Origin of the sequence: Streptomyces sp. NPDC008313 (assembly GCF_042956125.1) — a bacterium.
Classification (GTDB): Bacteria; Actinomycetota; Actinomycetes; order Streptomycetales; family Streptomycetaceae; genus Streptomyces.
In genome coordinates this window covers 128,060-142,485 of the sequence record NZ_JBIBFR010000003.1, presented here as the reverse complement: position 1 = coordinate 142,485, position 14,426 = coordinate 128,060, and the positions used below count along the sequence as shown (strand labels likewise).

The following is a 14,426-nucleotide window of genomic DNA, read 5'->3' as shown; positions in this document are numbered from 1 at the left end:
GACACCGCCGTGACGCCGCGACACCGCCGTGAGGTCACCGCGACCCTCCCGGCGACCGTCACCCGGACTCGACACGCCCGCACCGTGTCGAAACGCACCACCCCGGTCCCTCCCCGCGCTCGCCTCATCCGGGCGGGAGGTACTGCAAGTCCCGTGCACCACCTCCCTGACACCCGCGCCAACGCCGACGCGTAACCGACCGGAGGAGCCGCCGTGGCCGCCCAGCCCGCGCCCAGCACCGACCCAGCACCGAACGACCGGTTGAAACACCCGGTCGACGAGAAACTCCCGCCGCTCAAGATGGCGACCACCGGCCTCCAGCACGTGGCGGCCATGTACGCGGGAGTGGTCGCCCCGCCCCTGATCGTCGGCGCCGCCGTCGGCCTCTCCTCGACCGAACTGACCTTCCTCACCGGCGCCTGCCTGTTCACCGCCGGACTCGCCACGTTCCTGCAGACCATCGGCGTCTGGAAGATCGGTGCCCGCCTGCCGTTCGTCAACGGCGTCACCTTCGCCGGCGTCGCCCCCATGCTCGCCGTGGCCGGCTCCGTCGACGACAGGAAGGACGCGCTGCCGGTCATCTTCGGCGCCGTCATCGTCGCGGGCGCCCTCGGCTTCATAGCCGCCCCGTTCTTCAGCAAGGCGGTCCGCTTCTTCCCGCCCGTCGTCACAGGCAGCGTCATCACGCTCATCGGGGTCTCGCTGCTGCCGGTCGCCTTCGGCTGGTCGCAGGGCCCCGATCCGGCCTCCGACGACTACGGTTCACCGACGTTCCTCGGCCTCGCGGCCGCCACCCTCGTCATCGTGCTGCTGCTGCGCCGCTTCACCCGCGGTTTCGTCAAGCAGATCGCCGTCCTGCTCGGGCTCGTCGTCGGCACCCTCGTCGCCGTCCCGTTCGGCGTCACCGACTTCGCTCCGGTGGCCGACGCGGACGTGGTCGGCTTCCCGACGCCCTTCCACTTCGGGGCCCCGCAGTTCCACCTCGCCGCGATCGTCTCCCTGTGCGTGGTGATGGTCGTCTCGATGACCGAGTCGACCGCGGACATGCTGGCCCTCGGCGAGATCGTCGAACGCCCGGCCGACGAGAGGACCATCGCGGCCGGTCTGCGCGCCGACACCCTCGGCTCGGCCCTGAGCCCCCTCTGCAACGGCTTCATGTGCAGCGCCTTCGCACAGAACATCGGCCTGGTCGCGATGACACGCATCCGCAGCCGGTACGTCGTCGCCACCGGCGGCGGGTTCCTGGTGCTGATGGGCCTGTGCCCGATGGCGGCGTCCCTGATCGCCGTCGTCCCGCGCCCGGTCCTCGGCGGAGCGGGCGTCGTCCTGTTCGGCTCGGTCGCGGCGAGCGGCATCCAGACGCTGGTCAGGGCGGGCCTGGAGAAGGACAACAACGTCCTGATCGTCGCCGTCTCCCTCGCCGTCGGCATCATCCCCATCACCGCGCCGGAGTTCTACCACGCGTTCCCCGAGACGGCGAGGATCGTCCTCGACTCCGGTATCTCCACGGGCTGCGTGACCGCCGTCGTGCTGAACCTGCTCTTCAACCACTTCGGAGGCGCCCGGGAGGCGGAGGACGTCACCCACCCGATGGAGGCGGGCGAGGAGCTCGGCGACGACCGGCCGGCCGCGACGGTGGCCCCGGCCCACTGAGCACGGCGGCCCGGAGACCCGTGAGCCGTCCCGCTGTCCGACAGTTCCGCTGTCCCGTCGGCCGATCGTCCGACCGGCCGGCGGGACGGCTCACGCGAGAGCCCGGCGCCGTCAGATCCCGAACAGCCGGGCGTCGTCGGCCAGTTCGTCGAAGTGCCGACGCGGGTCCGTGACCAGACGCCGGGTGTTCAGGTCCATCAGCCCGCCGACCCCCGTGATCTCGGCGGCGACCGTGCCGTCCGTCTTGCGGATCGTCTGCTCGATCCGGAACGTCTTGCCCTCGCCCCACGCGAACGCGCAGGTGACCTCGACCTCGTCACCGGCGAGGAGCTCCCGCTGGAAGTGGATGGTCGTCTCCAGCGCCACCGGGCCCACGCCCCGGTCCACCAGGGTCTTCTGACTGATCCCCGCCGCCTGGAGCAACGACCAGCGGGCGTGCTCGGCGTACTGGAGGTAGACGCTCTGGTTGAGGTGCCCCTGTGTGTCGGTCTCGTACCCGCGGACGGTCACCCCGACGGAAAACGGCTCTGCCACGACATCCCCTTCTGCCACATGTCCGATGCGGGCAGCCTACTTAACGCGCGTTAACTCCGAGGGGGCGCCTGCGGAACGGGTGCTGTGCGCCACCCCGGAGCCGTCAGGACACGGCGGGGTGTCACACGCGGCGCGGTGAGGCCAGCAGATAGCGCGCCCCCGTACGCGGCTCCGTGTGCTCCCCGACCTGCCAGCCCGCCTCCTCCAGCGTCGCCGCGCAGGCCCGCAGCGCCCCCGGGTCCGGCTCGCGCACGGCGACGGCCTCCGGCTGAGGCGTCGCCCGCACCCGGTAGCCGCCGCCCTCCGGGCCCGCCGGACGGTGGCCGGCCGCCTCCAGGGCGAGCGCGGCGGCCCGCACCAGATGCGTACGCTCCCACGCGCACGGGAGGTCCACGGCACCGGAGGTGTTGGTCATCCGCCGCAGCTCCAGCAGCCCCTGCCAGGCGCTGCGCACCTCACGCGGCCGGGAGGGCGGGTCCGCGGTCTCCTCGCCGCCGACCCGCGCGGCGAAGACTCCCGTGCCGGACTCGGCGTCGGGCGCCCGGGCGGCGGCCCCCACCGCGGTCTCCGGCTCCGGCGCCCCCTCACGTACGCGGTGCCCGGTGGGGCTGAGGAAGTGGTCGTGCGGCGGCCGGGGATGCCGGAAGGCGAGCCCGCGCTTCACCAGCGCGGCCAGCTGCGTCTCCGTCCCCCTCAGCCGTCCGGTCACGGGATCGGCGGCGTCGATGACACGCCGCTGCGCGGCGGTCGGCGGTCGCGTCACGGCACACTCCTTCCCCCCGGGGAATCCGCGGCCCGGCGGAAGCCGCACGCACGGGCGGGCGGCCACGGGCAGACCTCTCGAAGACTACGACGAGGGTCTGACATTCCAGCCGGCGACGACATGGCGCCGGTGCTCCGTGCTCAGCCGGCACACCGTGCCCGTCGCGAGCTGGAACAGCGCCCCGTCGGACGCGGGCAGGCCCAGCCGCCGCGCGGTCAGCACCCGCAGGAAGTGACCGTGGCCGACCAGCAGCACGCTGCCCTCCAGGTCGGCGAGGGCCGCGTCCACCTTGGCCAGCATCCGCTCGGCGCGCGCGCCGACCTCCGCGACGCTCTCCCCGGGATGCTCGGGCGGGCCGGGTGCGACGCCGTCCGTGAACAGGAACCAGTCGGGCCGCGTCCGGTGGATCTCGACGGTCGTGACGCCCTCGTACCCGCCGTAGTCCCACTCGACCAGGTCCGCGTCGACCCGGGCCCCCTCGATCCCGGCGAGCCGTGCCGTCTCCCGCGCCCGCTGCAAGGGGCTGACGAACGCCGCCGCGATGCGGTGCGAGCCGACCAGCGGCGCCAGCCTGCGCGCCTGCTCCCGGCCGGTGTCGGTCAGCGGGATGTCGCTCGACCCGGTGTGCTTCCCGGACCGCGACCACTCCGTCTCGCCGTGCCGTACGAGCAACAGGTCACCCATGTGCGCTCCCTCTCCGACGTCACGGCGCGGCCACGCCGCATGATCCACTCCAGGCTACGCGCCGGGCGCCCGCGGACGCGGTGGCCGACGTGGTCGTGGCCGTGCGGCCGTCGGCCGACGAGGCCGTGGCCGCCGCTACTGCCGGTACCCGCTGAGGAACCGCCCGATCCTGCTGATCGCCGCGTCCAGGTCGTCGGCGTACGGAAGGGTGAGGATGCGGAAGTGGTCGGGGCGCGGCCAGTTGAAACCGGTGCCCTGGACCACCTGGATCTTCTCCTGGAGGAGCAGGTCGAGGACGAACTTCTCGTCGTCGTGGATCGGGTGCACCGCGGGGTCGATGCGCGGGAACGCGTACAGCGCGCCCTTCGGTTTCACGCAGGAGACGCCCGGGATCTCGTTCAGTTTCTCCCAGGCCCGGTCGCGCTGTTCGCGCAGTCTGCCGCCGGGCGCGGTCAGCTCGTGGATGGACTGGCGGCCGCCGAGCGCGGCCTGGATGGCGTACTGGGCGGGGGCGTTGGGACACAGCCGCATGGAGGCGAGCATCGTCAGGCCCTCCAGATAGCTGCGGGCGTGCTGCTTGGGACCCGTGATCACCAGCCAGCCGGAGCGGAAGCCCGCCACCCGGTAGGTCTTCGACAGACCGCAGAAGGTGAGGACGACCAGGTCGGGGGCGAGGGCGGCGACCGAGTGGTGCACGGCGTCGTCGTACAGGATCTGGTCGTAGATCTCGTCGGCGAAGACCATCAGGCCGTGGCGCCGGGCCAGGTCGAGGATGCCTTCCAGGATCTCCTTCGGATAGACCGCGCCGGTGGGGTTGTTGGGGTTGATGATCACGACGGCCCTGGTGCGGTCGGTGATCTTCGCCTCCATGTCCGCCAGGTCCGGGTACCAGTCGGCCTGCTCGTCGCAGAGGTAGTGCACCGCCTTGCCGCCGGCCAGCGTGGTGACCGCCGTCCACAGCGGGAAGTCCGGGGCGGGGATGAGGACTTCGTCACCGTCCTCGACGAGGGCCTGGACCGCCATGGACACCAGCTCGGAGACACCGTTGCCGAGGAAGACGTCGTCCACGTCGACCTCCAGGCCCCGCTCCTGGTAGCGCTGGGCGACGGCCCGGCGGGCGGAGAGGATGCCGCGCGAGTCGGTGTAGCCGTGCGCGCGGGGCAGCATCCGGATCATGTCCTGGATGATCTCCTCCGGCGCCTCGAACCCGAAGAGCGCGGGGTTGCCCGTGTTGAGGCGCAGGACGCTGTGGCCCGCCTCCTCCAGTGCGTCGGCGTGCTCGATCACCGGGCCCCGGATCTCGTAACAGACCTCGCTGAGCTTGCTCGACTGCCGGAACTCCATGCGCCGCGCCCTCCAGGTTGTGGTGTTGCTTGGTTTTACCAAGTAGGCGCTTGGAAAGTCCAACAACATGTCTAGACTGCGTCGCATGTCACCTCGCCGAAGCTACGACCAGTACTGCTCCGCCGCCCGGGCGCTCGACGTCGTCGGTGACCGCTGGACGCTGCTCGTCGTCCGCGAACTCCTCGCGGGGCCGCGCCGTTACACCGACCTGCACGCCGACCTGCCCGGCGTCAGCACGGACGTCCTGGCCTCCCGGCTCAAGGACATGGAGCGCGACGGCCTGACCACCAGACGCAGGCTGCCGCCGCCGGGCGCGGCCTACGTGTACGAACTCACAGGACGGGGGCGGCGGTTGCTGCCCGTGCTGCAGGCGCTGGAGGAGTGGGGCGCACCCGCGCTGGGGGAGCGGCGGCCCACGGACGCCGTACGGGCGCACTGGTTCGCGCTTCCCCTGCTGCGGGCCCTGAGGGAGGCGGGCGCGGGAGCGGGACTGGTCGAAGTGCGTCTGGAGGAGGGCGACTTCCACCTGTACGCCGGCGCCGACGAGGGCCCGGTGTACGGCGACGGACCCGCCCCGGCCGAGCCCGACGCCCGGCTGACGCTGGACGCCGGGACGTGCGCGGCGCTGCGCCAGGGGGAACTGGAGCTGCGGGACGCGGTGCGCGGGGGCCGCGTCGATGTCACGGGCGACGGAGCGGTGGCCAAGGCGCTGCGCGAGGTGTGACAGGCGGGGCCCGCCGTCAGGGTGGCGGGGGACGGCGGAGATTTTGCCGCTCCGGGTGTGCGCGGGACGGCGGGAGGCCCGCCGCTCCGGGGAGCGACGGGCCTCGTGAGCGACGGGCCGTGAGCCACGGGCCTCGTGAGGGCCGGATCAGGCGCCCGGCGGCACCCGCGAGGGACGCCCGGAGCCCCGGGTCAGCGTGTATCCGCCGATGCCCGCGAGCGCCGCGAGGAGCCCGCCGATCGCGGTCCACACCCAGCGGTCGGTCCACCAGCCGGAGGACCAGCCGTCGTCCGGGTCGATGTCCGACAGCGCGGCCACCGGCGAGTCCGAGTCGCCGTCCTCCTCCGGGTCGGTCACCGCGACCCCCGGGACGAGCGGCTTCGACAGCGAACCGTCCACCGCCGCCGAACCGCCGATGTCCTTGGTGTCGGCCCGCACTTCGGCCTCGACCGGCATGCCCAGTCCGGACGCCGGCAGCCCGGTGGCCGTCAGCCGGATGTAGTACGTACCAGGCAGCGGGTCGTTCGCCCACGGTTCCGACCAGGCACGGACCGTACGCAGGGTGCAGGACAGCTCCACGGAGGCCGCGTCCGTGGCCGCCGTCCGCGTCTGCGCCCCGTACTGGCACGCCTGACGGCGCCGCAGCCCGTCGTACACGTCGATCTGCCAGGTCTGGGCGCCCTCGCGCTGCGCGGAGTCCGGCAGCTTCACCGTCGCCTTCACGGTGGGCCGCTGCTCGGCGTCAGCGGGGAACGACCAGTACAGGTAGTCGCCCGCGGACGCGCTCGCCGTCGCGTCCTGCCCCAGCTCGATCTCGGTCGCCGTACGGAACGAGGTGCCCGCCACCGTGGGCGCGCCCCCGTCGTCGGAGCCGTCACCGGAGGCGGTCGCGGAGGGCGAGGAGTCGGCGAGCGCGGGCGCCGCGCCGAGCATCAGCAGCCCGGCAGCCGAGACGGCCGCCGCTGCCTTCAACGCACGTCGGATACGCATCAGTTGGTCCTCCAGACCGCGAACCGCCACCGTGAGATCCAGCCCCACAGCAGTCCGGCCAGGAAGCCGGTGAGTACGAGAGCGCCGAGCAGCCACCAGCCGCGCCCCAGTCCGAACGACGCGACGTCGCTCGCCCCGTCCGGCCCGTCGACCACGTCGACCGTCAGCTCCAGCGGCAGACCGGGCGTGGTCTTCACACCGGCGGCGGCCGAGAAGGAGTTGGCGACCTGGAGGCAGACGGCCTCGGCGGGGGCGTCGTCCTCGTCGCTCTCCGCCTTCGGGTAGCGCAGACCGGTCGACATCACGTCGGTCCGGCCGCTGCCCGCCGCCTCACCGCGGACGATCTCCCGCCCGTGCACGGTGAACGCGCGCAGCGACACCCCGTAGTCCCGCGCCACCTGACGGTCCGCCGCCACGCTCACGGAGGCGCGCAGCTCCTGCCCCGGTTCGACGTCGACACGGTAGTAGCGGTGCTGCCCGAACTCCTCACGGTCGGTGTACAGCCCCGACTTGAGGGTGGGCGCCTTCGCGCAGGCGTCGGCGCCGTCCACCGCGACCGGGGTGACCACGGGATCTGCGGCCCGGTCGACCAACTGGTTCACCTTGTCGGTGAGTTCGTCGGTGTGCTCGACGGACGTGTACGTGCCGCCGGTCGCCTCGGCGATGCAGCTGAGCTGCCTGCTCAGCTTGGCGTTCGGCACCAGGCCCAGCGTGTCGATGGTGAGGCCGATCCCCTTGGCCGCGATCTCCCGGGCCACCTCGCAGGGGTCGAGCGGGGCGCAGGTGTCCTCGCCGTCGCTGATGAGCACGATGCGGCGGGAACCGTCGCCGCCCTCCAGGTCGTCGGCGGCCTTCAGCAGCGCCGGACCGATCGGCGTCCAGCCGGTCGGCGCGAGCGTCGCGACGGCGGTCTTCGCCTCCGTACGGTCCAGCGGACCCACGGGATAGAGCTGAGCGGTGTCCTTGCACCCCGTCTTGCGGTTGTCCCCGGGGTAGTTGGCGCCGAGCGTGCGTATGCCGAGCTGGACGTCCTCGGGCGTCACGTCGAGCACCTCGTTGAACGCCTGCTTCGCCGCGGCCATCCGGGACTTGCCGTCGATGTCGCGGGCCCGCATCGAGCCGCTGACGTCCAGTACCAGGTCGACCTTGGGAGCGGGCCGGTCCGCCGTCTCGTCGGCGACCGCTCCGGCCGGGAAGGCCGTCCCGACCGTCAGGGCGGCGAGCAGGGCGCAGACGCCTACCGCCAGCCGTTGTCTTGTGATCATCGGCGGATCCTATTGATCAAAGGTGTCCCGCTTCAAAACGAGTCGTCGGCGAGGGGGTTGGGCAACCCGGTCCAGAGGTCTCCGGGACGCTCCGGCGAAAGGCGCATCAGAGTCAGCGCCTTGGCCGGCAGCGGGTCGTGGAGGAGGTGCGGAAGGTCGGCGGTGGGCGGCAGATCAGGCACGGCGGCGGCCAGGGCCGAGCGCAGCGCGGGCCCCGAGCCCGCCGCGGCGCTCAACGCACCCGCGACGAGCGACCCGAACAGCTTGCGGCGCAGCGTGTCCGGGTCGTCGGTGACGAGGCGTCCGGACAGCGCCGGGACCGCGAGGCCGTGCCGGGCGAGCCGCACGGGGCTGAGCCGGATGTCGGCGAGGTCCCGGTACACCAGCCGGACCGGGGACCCCGTCGCCGACAGGACGACGAGCAGGTTCTGCCCGTGCGCCTCCAGGGCGACCCCCATGTCCAGCAGGCGCAGCCCGACGGACAGGGCGAGCCGGGCGAAGTCCGCCAGCCAGGAAGGCGACCGGGTCAGACCCGTCGCGGGCAGGGCGGCCACCGGCACGACCCGCTCACCGGCCCCGGCGTACGTCTCGGGTGACTCCCGCAGCACCGCCGCGAGGTCCGGGGACCCGGCGGTCGCCGCGCCCAGGGTGCGGGTGACGTGCAGCAGCCCGTCCAGGCGCCCGGTCACGTCCTCGGCGAACGCCGACACCGTCGCGGACGTCTCCACCGAGTAGACGGAGATGTCCCGCACGGAGGACGTCAGCCGGGCACTGAGAGCCGTCTTCACGTGGAGCCCGTGAGGACTGCCGGGTCCGCCGGGAAGCGCGAGGGTGCGCAGGGACATCAACGGCCGCGCGCCGGGCCCGGGGAGGACCGTGAGGTCGTGGGCGCCCGTCGTGAGCACGTGCTCCACCTGCCACGGATGCACCGGGATCAGCACACGCCCTTCGTCGTCGCGCAGCCACCGCGGCCACGCCCCGCGGACCAGGCAGTCCCCGGCCGCCACCAGCCCCAGCCGTACGACGGGCCGGTGCTCGGGCCCGTACGCGAGCTGCTCGGCCACCGAGAACCCCGGCCGGGAACGGCAGTTGGGGTGATACGGATGCCCGTCGACGACCCGCTGCTCCCATCCGGCGCTGGTCGCGGGGGAGGCGCCGTCGTCCGGCTGCCCGGCCCGGGACAGAGCCAAGGAAGCGACACTGCCACCCAGTTCGGCGGCGAATCCGCCGCCACGTCCCTCTCCACGTCCGTCCCCGCGTCCGTCCCCGTGTCCGACCTGGAGCTCGGTCATGAGCAGGTCCGGACGGTCGTACGCCGTCCCCTCCACCACCAGCCCGGTGACGTACGCGTCCGTCGCGTACGGGTCGGGACGAGGCCCGTACACCCGCCGCCCGTCGGCGAGCCGGAGCACGAGCCCGTCGCCCCGCCGCGCCCTCCGGGTGACCCACGGCAGCGGCTCATGGGCCAGCGCACGCCACAGCCTGGTCAGCACGGCGGCTCGCGCACCGGGCAGGGCGTCCACGTACGGCGTCACCAGACCGGGCCGTACGCCGCCCAGCTCCTCCAGGAGCAGGGCCTCGGCATCGGGCATCGCGGGACGGCGCACGGTCGGCTCCTCGGGTCGGTGGCGTGAACACGGCGGGCCCGGGCATCGCGCCGTCGCGGCGGCCCGCGACGGTCGGAGATACTGATCACCCGTGCACAGTGCACCGTACGGAACGAATCGAATGGACCGCGTGGACTCCTTGCCCTCCCCGCTGCCCGGAGACGACGTCGCGGAGGCCGCCGACGTGTACGCGTCGGCGCCGCTCCTCAACTGCCTGCTCCGGGAGCTCGCCGAGCCCGTCACGGAGCACGTCCACCGTCTGCGGGGCAGTGGCCGGCTGCTACGGGTGAGCGGCACCCGCCGCCCCACCCGGCCGGAGGTCCGGACCGGCGGCGTGTGGCACCGGCTGAGCCACTCCGAGCTGGTCAAGGTCACCGCGGAGGAACTGCGCGGGTTCACCGGCGTCTCCAGCCCCGAACTGCCCGCCGAGATGATCGACAGCCGGGACGCGGTGGCCGCGCTGCTCACCGCACGGGCCCGCGCGGTACCGCCCTCCGACCCGTATCTGCGCTCCGAGCAGTCCCTCATCACCGGGCACCCGCACCACCCCGCGCCCAAGGCCCGGGGCGGCGGACCCGCCGCCGGCTGGCTGCCGTACGCCCCCGAGGCCCACGCCCGCTTCCCACTGGTCCTGCTCGCCGTGCGCGAGGACGCGGTCGCCGAGGAGGGTGACACCACCGCCCTCGACCGGCTCGGCGAGGCCCCCGCCGGCTACCGGCTCCTGCCCGCCCACCCCTGGCAGCTCGACCTGGTCGGCGGACGCCCCGAGGTCCGGGACGCCTTCGCGGACGGCCGCCTCCTGCGCCTGCCCGCCCCCGGCCCCCTCGCCCACCCGACGGCGGCCGTCCGCACCGTGCACCTGCCGGACACCCTCCCGGACGATCTCTTCCTCAAGTTCAGCCTGGACGTGCGCATCACCAACGACGTACGCCGGCTGTGGCGCCACGACCTGCTGAAGCTCCGCCGCGCCGACGCCGCGGCGGCATCCGCCTTTGCCGCCTCCCCGTCCGCCGCCTGGCTGAGCGACCGCGGCTACCGCACCGCTGACTTCGCCTTCGAGGAACTCGCCGTCCTCGTACGCGACGGACTGCGCCCCCACGTCCGCCCCGGCGCCGTCCCGCTGCTCACGGCGGCCCTCGTCGAGGGCTTCGACGGCAGCCCGCTCGACCGTCTCACCGACCCCGCGGCCTGGTGGACGGCGTACGTGCGCCAGGTCGTCCCCCCGGCCCTCGCCGCGTTCGCACGGCACGGCGTCGTCCTGGAGGCGCACCTCCAGAACACCCTGGTCGCGGTGGACGCCGACGGCACGCCGGTCCAGGCCCTGTTCCGCGACGCCGAGGGCGTGAAACTCCTGTCGGACGTGACCCGCGCCGCCGGCTGGGAACGCCTCGTGTACTGCCTGATCGTCAACCACCTGTCCGAACTCGCCGCCCTGCTCACGGAACGCCACCCGGACACGGACCCGTGGCCCACCGTCCGCACCGAACTGACCCGCTGCGCCACGCTCCACGGCGGCATCCCCGAGATCCCCGCCCTCCTGAACGCCCCCACCCTCCCCGGCAAGACCAACCTCCTCCTGCGCTGGACAGCCGCGAACGGCGCGGACGCCCGCTACCTGCCGCTGCCCAATCCGCTGAGGGCGGGGACGGACGCGCGGCGATGACCCGGCGTCACGCGGCGGTGCGTCATCCGGGGACCAGCCCGCTCCGTGGCGTTCGGCCGCGCAGGACGAGCAGGGTCCAGCCGCGGCCGGTGGGATCGAGTGGCCCGGTCGCGGCGGTGAACAGTTCGGCGGCCCGGCGGTAGGAGAGCCGCCCTCTGCCGGTCACCGGGCAGCGGTCGGCCGCCGGCGTGGTGGCGGGAGCCCGCCGGTCGGTGACGAACACCGGCCCGGCGGTGCGCCCGGCCAGCAGCAGGGGCAGCAGGCCGGCCGTGCCCTGTCCCCAGGTGAGGGGCGCTGCCGTGCCCGCCCTGGTGCGGCGGCCGGGCAGGTCGAGGTCGTCGATGTCGAGGGCGAGCAGCCGTTCGACGGGGGCGCCCGACTCGTGGATGAGGTGCCACAAGGTCAGCTCCCTGAGCGGGGCCCGCAGAGCGAGGGCCGCGCGGGCCCGCCCCGCGACGGCGGCGGATTCCCTCGCGGACATGGACGTACCGGGGCCGGGCGGGGGCGCGGGTTCAGGACGTGGCGCGGGCAGCGCCAGTCCAGCGGTGGGATCCGCGGTGATCCAGCCTCGTGCCCGCCACCATGCGGTCGCGGCCCGCAGACAGGCCAGTTCGCGGATCAGCGTGCGTGGTTCCGCGGCGGCGGCGCGGTCGGCCAGTCCACGTCGGAACCGCTGTGCGCACTGCGGGTCGTCGAGCAGGGCCAGCGGAACGACGGGCGGGAGGGCACTCCTGCGCTCGCGACCGGTCGGCACCGGGCGGTCGACCAGCGGCCAGGCCCACCCGTACAGCGAGATGCGGTAGACGCGGGTGGAGGAGGTGCTCAGTCCGGCCGCGGCGAGATAGCGGTCCACTGCGGCGGCGTACTCCACCGGTGCCGGGCCGTGCGTGCCCACACGGTCGGTTCGCTCCTGACTAACGCTGACCACATCCGCAGTAAATAGGCCCTGTGAAGCAGTTTCTATTTTCCGTCGACTGAGCCTACCACCAGCCTCATTGCAGTAAATGAGACCCGTTTACTGCGTCAACTCGGACGATAGGAGAATAGCTCGCCGAAAACCCGATTTTCTTTCCCGAAAATCTTGTGATGCATAAGGTGGTGGCCGAACATGTCGGAGCTATGACGCTTCGCACTCGCCCTCCCGCCGCGGCGGGTCCCCGGACGGCCGGGCACCGCCTGCGCGTGCTGCGGCACCACCGGTTCCGGCGCTTCCTCGTCGGCCAGAGCACGTCCCTGCTCGGCTCCGGCATGAACACGATCGGCGCGACCTTCGCCGCACTGCAGCTGCCCGACGGCGGGGTCGACGCCGTCGGCCTGCTGATGGCGGTGCGCATTCTGGCGGTCCTGGCCGTGCTGCTGCTCGGCGGCGTGTTCACCGACCGTCTCGGAGCCCGGTCGGTGATGCTGACGGCGGATCTGCTCCGGTTCGCCTCTCAGGCGGTCCTGGCCGCGCTGCTGGTCACCCACAGCGCGCGGATCTGGGAACTCGTCGCCTTGGCGGCGGTTCTCGGAATCGGTGAGGGTGCCTTCAGCCCTGGCCTGACCGCCCTGGTGCCCGGACTGGTCCCCGCGGAGGACCTCGCGGACGCCAATGCGCTGCTGCAGATCACCCGGGCGGTCGCCTCGGTCGCGGGTCCCGGTCTGGCCGGTGTGCTCGTCGCCGTCTTCGACGCGGGCACGGTGGTCGCGGTCGACGCGGTCAGTTACGGCGTGAGCGTCCTGGCCCTCGCGGGACTGCGCCTGTCGCGGTCGACCGCACCCCGTCGCGGGTTGTTCACCGACCTGGGGCGCGGCTGGAAGGAGTTCACCTCCCGCACGTGGCTGTGGGTCACGACCCTCCACTTCGGCTTGTTCAATTTCGTTCTGTGGGCGCCGTTCCTGGTGCTGGGGCCGACTCTCGCGCAGGAACGACTCGGCGGCGCGAGTTCCTGGGGTCTTGTGCCGGCCCTGTACGGCGCCGGATCAATCATCGGCGGCCTGGCGCTCCTCGGCAGGAACCCCGGCCGGGCACTCGCCTGGTCCGTGGTCGCGTCCGCGGGCTGGGCACTGCCGGTGGCCGCGCTGGCCGCGCGGTTGCCACTGGCCTGTGTGGCGGCGGCGGCATTTCCCGCGGGAGTCGGGGCAGCGGCGTGCGACACCCTGGCGACGACCGTCCTCCAGCGGGAGATTCCCGACGAGGTTCGCGGACGCATCAGTGCGTTCGAAAGCCTGGGCGCCTTCGCACTGGGACCGCTCGGGCTGGCGTTGGCCGGCCCGGTGTCGGGCGCCGTGGGAGCGGACCGGCTCCTGGCATTCGGTGTGATGTGGCAGCTGACCGCGGTCGGGACGGTACTGATGCTCCCGTCCGTGCGGCGCCACGCGGCGACGACGCCACAGCCGGACTGAACACGACCGCTCCCCGCGGACACGGTGACGCTCCGTTCGCCACGGCGCCGGGCGGGCCCCGGCCGAGGCGGGAGGGCTGATCGCCACGCAGTCCCGAGGCCAGGGACCACCGCCCGGCGCGGCGGTCAGGTCGTCGCCCTCCGGCTGAGGGCGTTCGCCTCGGCCACGCGGGCGCGGAGCAGTTCCGGTGGGGTGAGCGGCAGGACGTGGGCGGGGTCGGCGTCCCACTCCCGGCCGCCGGTGAGCGGGCGAAGCTGGAGGTACGGGCCCTCGTGGCCCATCACGATGCCCACCCGGTCACGGGCGGTGTCGCGGACGCCGGTGCCCGGTGGGGGAGAAGCGGGCGCCGGTTCGGGGTCCGGCCTGTCGGCCGCCGGGGGAGGGGTGCTCATCGGGCGGCACCCCTCGCGATGACCGTGGCGAGGGCGAGTGCGACGGGGGCCGAGCAGACGCCCAGGTGAACGAGGGCGTGGCGGGTGCTGATGGGGGTGTGCCCGGTGTCGTCCTCGGCCATGTCGGCCCACGGCGTGCGGACGTCCATCGAGGGGAGCTGGATTCCGGCCCGGGTCAGGGCGGCCGCGAGGGCGTCCCGTGCGGCGGCGGCTTCCTGGCGCTTGGGCGGGTTCTGCATCAGGGTGCCTCTCGGTCGTCGTGTCGGAGGCGGGCGGCGGTTGAGTGGTTCCGCTGCGGTGGCCACCTCACGTGAATTACGGTGCGTAGTTGGCTGGTTACGTGAATGCCGCCGTCTCCCGGTGCCGCACGCCACGGGTGCGGTCTCGTTCCCCGCCGGGTGACGCACCTGCCACACCTTCCT

General features: G+C 73.2%; 14 protein-coding genes. 4 read left to right on the top strand and 10 right to left on the bottom strand.

Features of this window, described 5'->3' with window-relative positions; genetic code table 11:
• The first annotated feature begins 300 nt into the window (after nt 1-300).
• Nucleotides 301-1,653, top strand: a complete 1,353-nt coding sequence (locus tag ACFY93_RS05440; protein WP_391354138.1) for a solute carrier family 23 protein — start codon at nt 301-303, stop codon at nt 1,651-1,653.
• Between the two features lie 111 nt (nt 1,654-1,764).
• Here the strand turns inward: ACFY93_RS05440 and ACFY93_RS05435 are convergent, their stop codons facing one another.
• The 4 genes from ACFY93_RS05435 to ACFY93_RS05420 form a co-directional block, all read right to left on the bottom strand.
• Nucleotides 1,765-2,187: a thioesterase family protein gene (locus ACFY93_RS05435; protein WP_391353786.1), complete on the bottom strand. Its 423-nt coding sequence runs from the start codon at nt 2,185-2,187 to the stop codon at nt 1,765-1,767.
• 121 nt (nt 2,188-2,308) lie between these two features.
• The gene (locus ACFY93_RS05430; RefSeq protein ID WP_391353785.1) at nt 2,309-2,950 is read right to left on the bottom strand and encodes a hypothetical protein; all 642 of its coding nucleotides are present in this window, start codon (nt 2,948-2,950) and stop codon (nt 2,309-2,311) included.
• Between the two features lie 84 nt (nt 2,951-3,034).
• Nucleotides 3,035-3,634 carry a histidine phosphatase family protein gene (locus ACFY93_RS05425; protein WP_391353784.1) on the bottom strand — a complete coding sequence of 200 codons (600 nt, stop codon included), beginning with the start codon at nt 3,632-3,634 and terminating at the stop codon, nt 3,035-3,037.
• 135 nt (nt 3,635-3,769) lie between these two features.
• Nucleotides 3,770-4,978, bottom strand: a complete 1,209-nt coding sequence (locus ACFY93_RS05420; RefSeq protein ID WP_391353782.1) for an aminotransferase class I/II-fold pyridoxal phosphate-dependent enzyme — start codon at nt 4,976-4,978, stop codon at nt 3,770-3,772.
• Nucleotides 4,979-5,063: 85 nt separating this feature from the next.
• Here ACFY93_RS05420 and ACFY93_RS05415 point away from each other — a divergent pair, with 85 nt between their 5' ends.
• Nucleotides 5,064-5,702 (top strand): winged helix-turn-helix transcriptional regulator, encoded by a 639-nt coding sequence (locus tag ACFY93_RS05415; RefSeq protein WP_391353781.1) that lies wholly within the window; start codon nt 5,064-5,066, stop codon nt 5,700-5,702.
• A 147-nt stretch (nt 5,703-5,849) separates the two neighbouring features.
• Here ACFY93_RS05415 and ACFY93_RS05410 read toward each other — a convergent pair whose 3' ends face one another.
• Genes ACFY93_RS05410 through ACFY93_RS05400 form a run of 3 tightly spaced genes read right to left on the bottom strand, consistent with a single transcriptional unit; the run spans nt 5,850 to nt 9,564 of the window.
• Nucleotides 5,850-6,692 carry a hypothetical protein gene (locus tag ACFY93_RS05410; protein WP_391353780.1) on the bottom strand — a complete coding sequence of 281 codons (843 nt, stop codon included), beginning with the start codon at nt 6,690-6,692 and terminating at the stop codon, nt 5,850-5,852.
• On the bottom strand, nt 6,692-7,957 hold the full coding sequence (locus tag ACFY93_RS05405) for a VWA domain-containing protein (protein ID WP_391353778.1): 1,266 nt from the start codon (nt 7,955-7,957) through the stop codon (nt 6,692-6,694). The genes ACFY93_RS05410 and ACFY93_RS05405 overlap by 1 nt, the downstream gene beginning before the upstream one ends.
• A gap of 32 nt (nt 7,958-7,989) precedes the next feature.
• The gene (locus tag ACFY93_RS05400) at nt 7,990-9,564 is read right to left on the bottom strand and encodes an IucA/IucC family protein (protein WP_391353776.1); all 1,575 of its coding nucleotides are present in this window, start codon (nt 9,562-9,564) and stop codon (nt 7,990-7,992) included.
• Between the two features lie 121 nt (nt 9,565-9,685).
• On the opposite strand from ACFY93_RS05400, the gene ACFY93_RS05395 reads away from it, so the two are divergent.
• Nucleotides 9,686-11,227: an IucA/IucC family protein gene (locus ACFY93_RS05395; RefSeq protein WP_391353775.1), complete on the top strand. Its 1,542-nt coding sequence runs from the start codon at nt 9,686-9,688 to the stop codon at nt 11,225-11,227.
• 22 nt (nt 11,228-11,249) lie between these two features.
• Here the strand turns inward: ACFY93_RS05395 and ACFY93_RS05390 are convergent, their stop codons facing one another.
• Entirely contained in the window at nt 11,250-12,122 is an 873-nt protein-coding gene (locus ACFY93_RS05390; RefSeq protein WP_391353774.1) for a hypothetical protein, read from the bottom strand.
• A gap of 224 nt (nt 12,123-12,346) precedes the next feature.
• On the opposite strand from ACFY93_RS05390, the gene ACFY93_RS05385 reads away from it, so the two are divergent.
• Nucleotides 12,347-13,612, top strand: coding sequence for an MFS transporter (locus ACFY93_RS05385; RefSeq protein ID WP_391353772.1), 1,266 nt, complete (start codon nt 12,347-12,349; stop codon nt 13,610-13,612).
• Between the two features lie 125 nt (nt 13,613-13,737).
• On the opposite strand, the gene ACFY93_RS05380 is transcribed toward ACFY93_RS05385, so the two are convergent.
• Nucleotides 13,738-14,004 carry a hypothetical protein gene (locus ACFY93_RS05380; RefSeq protein WP_391353771.1) on the bottom strand — a complete coding sequence of 89 codons (267 nt, stop codon included), beginning with the start codon at nt 14,002-14,004 and terminating at the stop codon, nt 13,738-13,740.
• A complete protein-coding gene (locus tag ACFY93_RS05375; RefSeq protein WP_391353769.1) occupies nt 14,001-14,243 on the bottom strand; it encodes a hypothetical protein in 243 nt (80 codons plus the stop codon). The genes ACFY93_RS05380 and ACFY93_RS05375 overlap by 4 nt, the downstream gene beginning before the upstream one ends.
• Nucleotides 14,244-14,426 lie beyond the last annotated feature (183 nt).

Excerpts from the sequence above, each read along its gene's own strand:
- ACFY93_RS05440 (WP_391354138.1), top strand. The coding sequence starts at position 301 with ATGGCGACCACCGGCCTCCAGCACGTGGCGGCCATGTACGCGGGAGTG.
- ACFY93_RS05425 (WP_391353784.1), bottom strand. The coding sequence starts at position 3,634 with ATGGGTGACCTGTTGCTCGTACGGCACGGCGAGACGGAGTGGTCGCGG.
- ACFY93_RS05420 (WP_391353782.1), bottom strand. The coding sequence starts at position 4,978 with ATGGAGTTCCGGCAGTCGAGCAAGCTCAGCGAGGTCTGTTACGAGATC.
- ACFY93_RS05415 (WP_391353781.1), top strand. The coding sequence starts at position 5,064 with ATGTCACCTCGCCGAAGCTACGACCAGTACTGCTCCGCCGCCCGGGCG.
- ACFY93_RS05410 (WP_391353780.1), bottom strand. The coding sequence starts at position 6,692 with ATGCGTATCCGACGTGCGTTGAAGGCAGCGGCGGCCGTCTCGGCTGCC.
- ACFY93_RS05405 (WP_391353778.1), bottom strand. The coding sequence starts at position 7,957 with ATGATCACAAGACAACGGCTGGCGGTAGGCGTCTGCGCCCTGCTCGCC.
- ACFY93_RS05395 (WP_391353775.1), top strand. The coding sequence starts at position 9,686 with ATGGACCGCGTGGACTCCTTGCCCTCCCCGCTGCCCGGAGACGACGTC.
- ACFY93_RS05385 (WP_391353772.1), top strand. The coding sequence starts at position 12,347 with ATGACGCTTCGCACTCGCCCTCCCGCCGCGGCGGGTCCCCGGACGGCC.
- ACFY93_RS05380 (WP_391353771.1), bottom strand. The coding sequence starts at position 14,004 with ATGAGCACCCCTCCCCCGGCGGCCGACAGGCCGGACCCCGAACCGGCG.
- ACFY93_RS05375 (WP_391353769.1), bottom strand. The coding sequence starts at position 14,243 with ATGCAGAACCCGCCCAAGCGCCAGGAAGCCGCCGCCGCACGGGACGCC.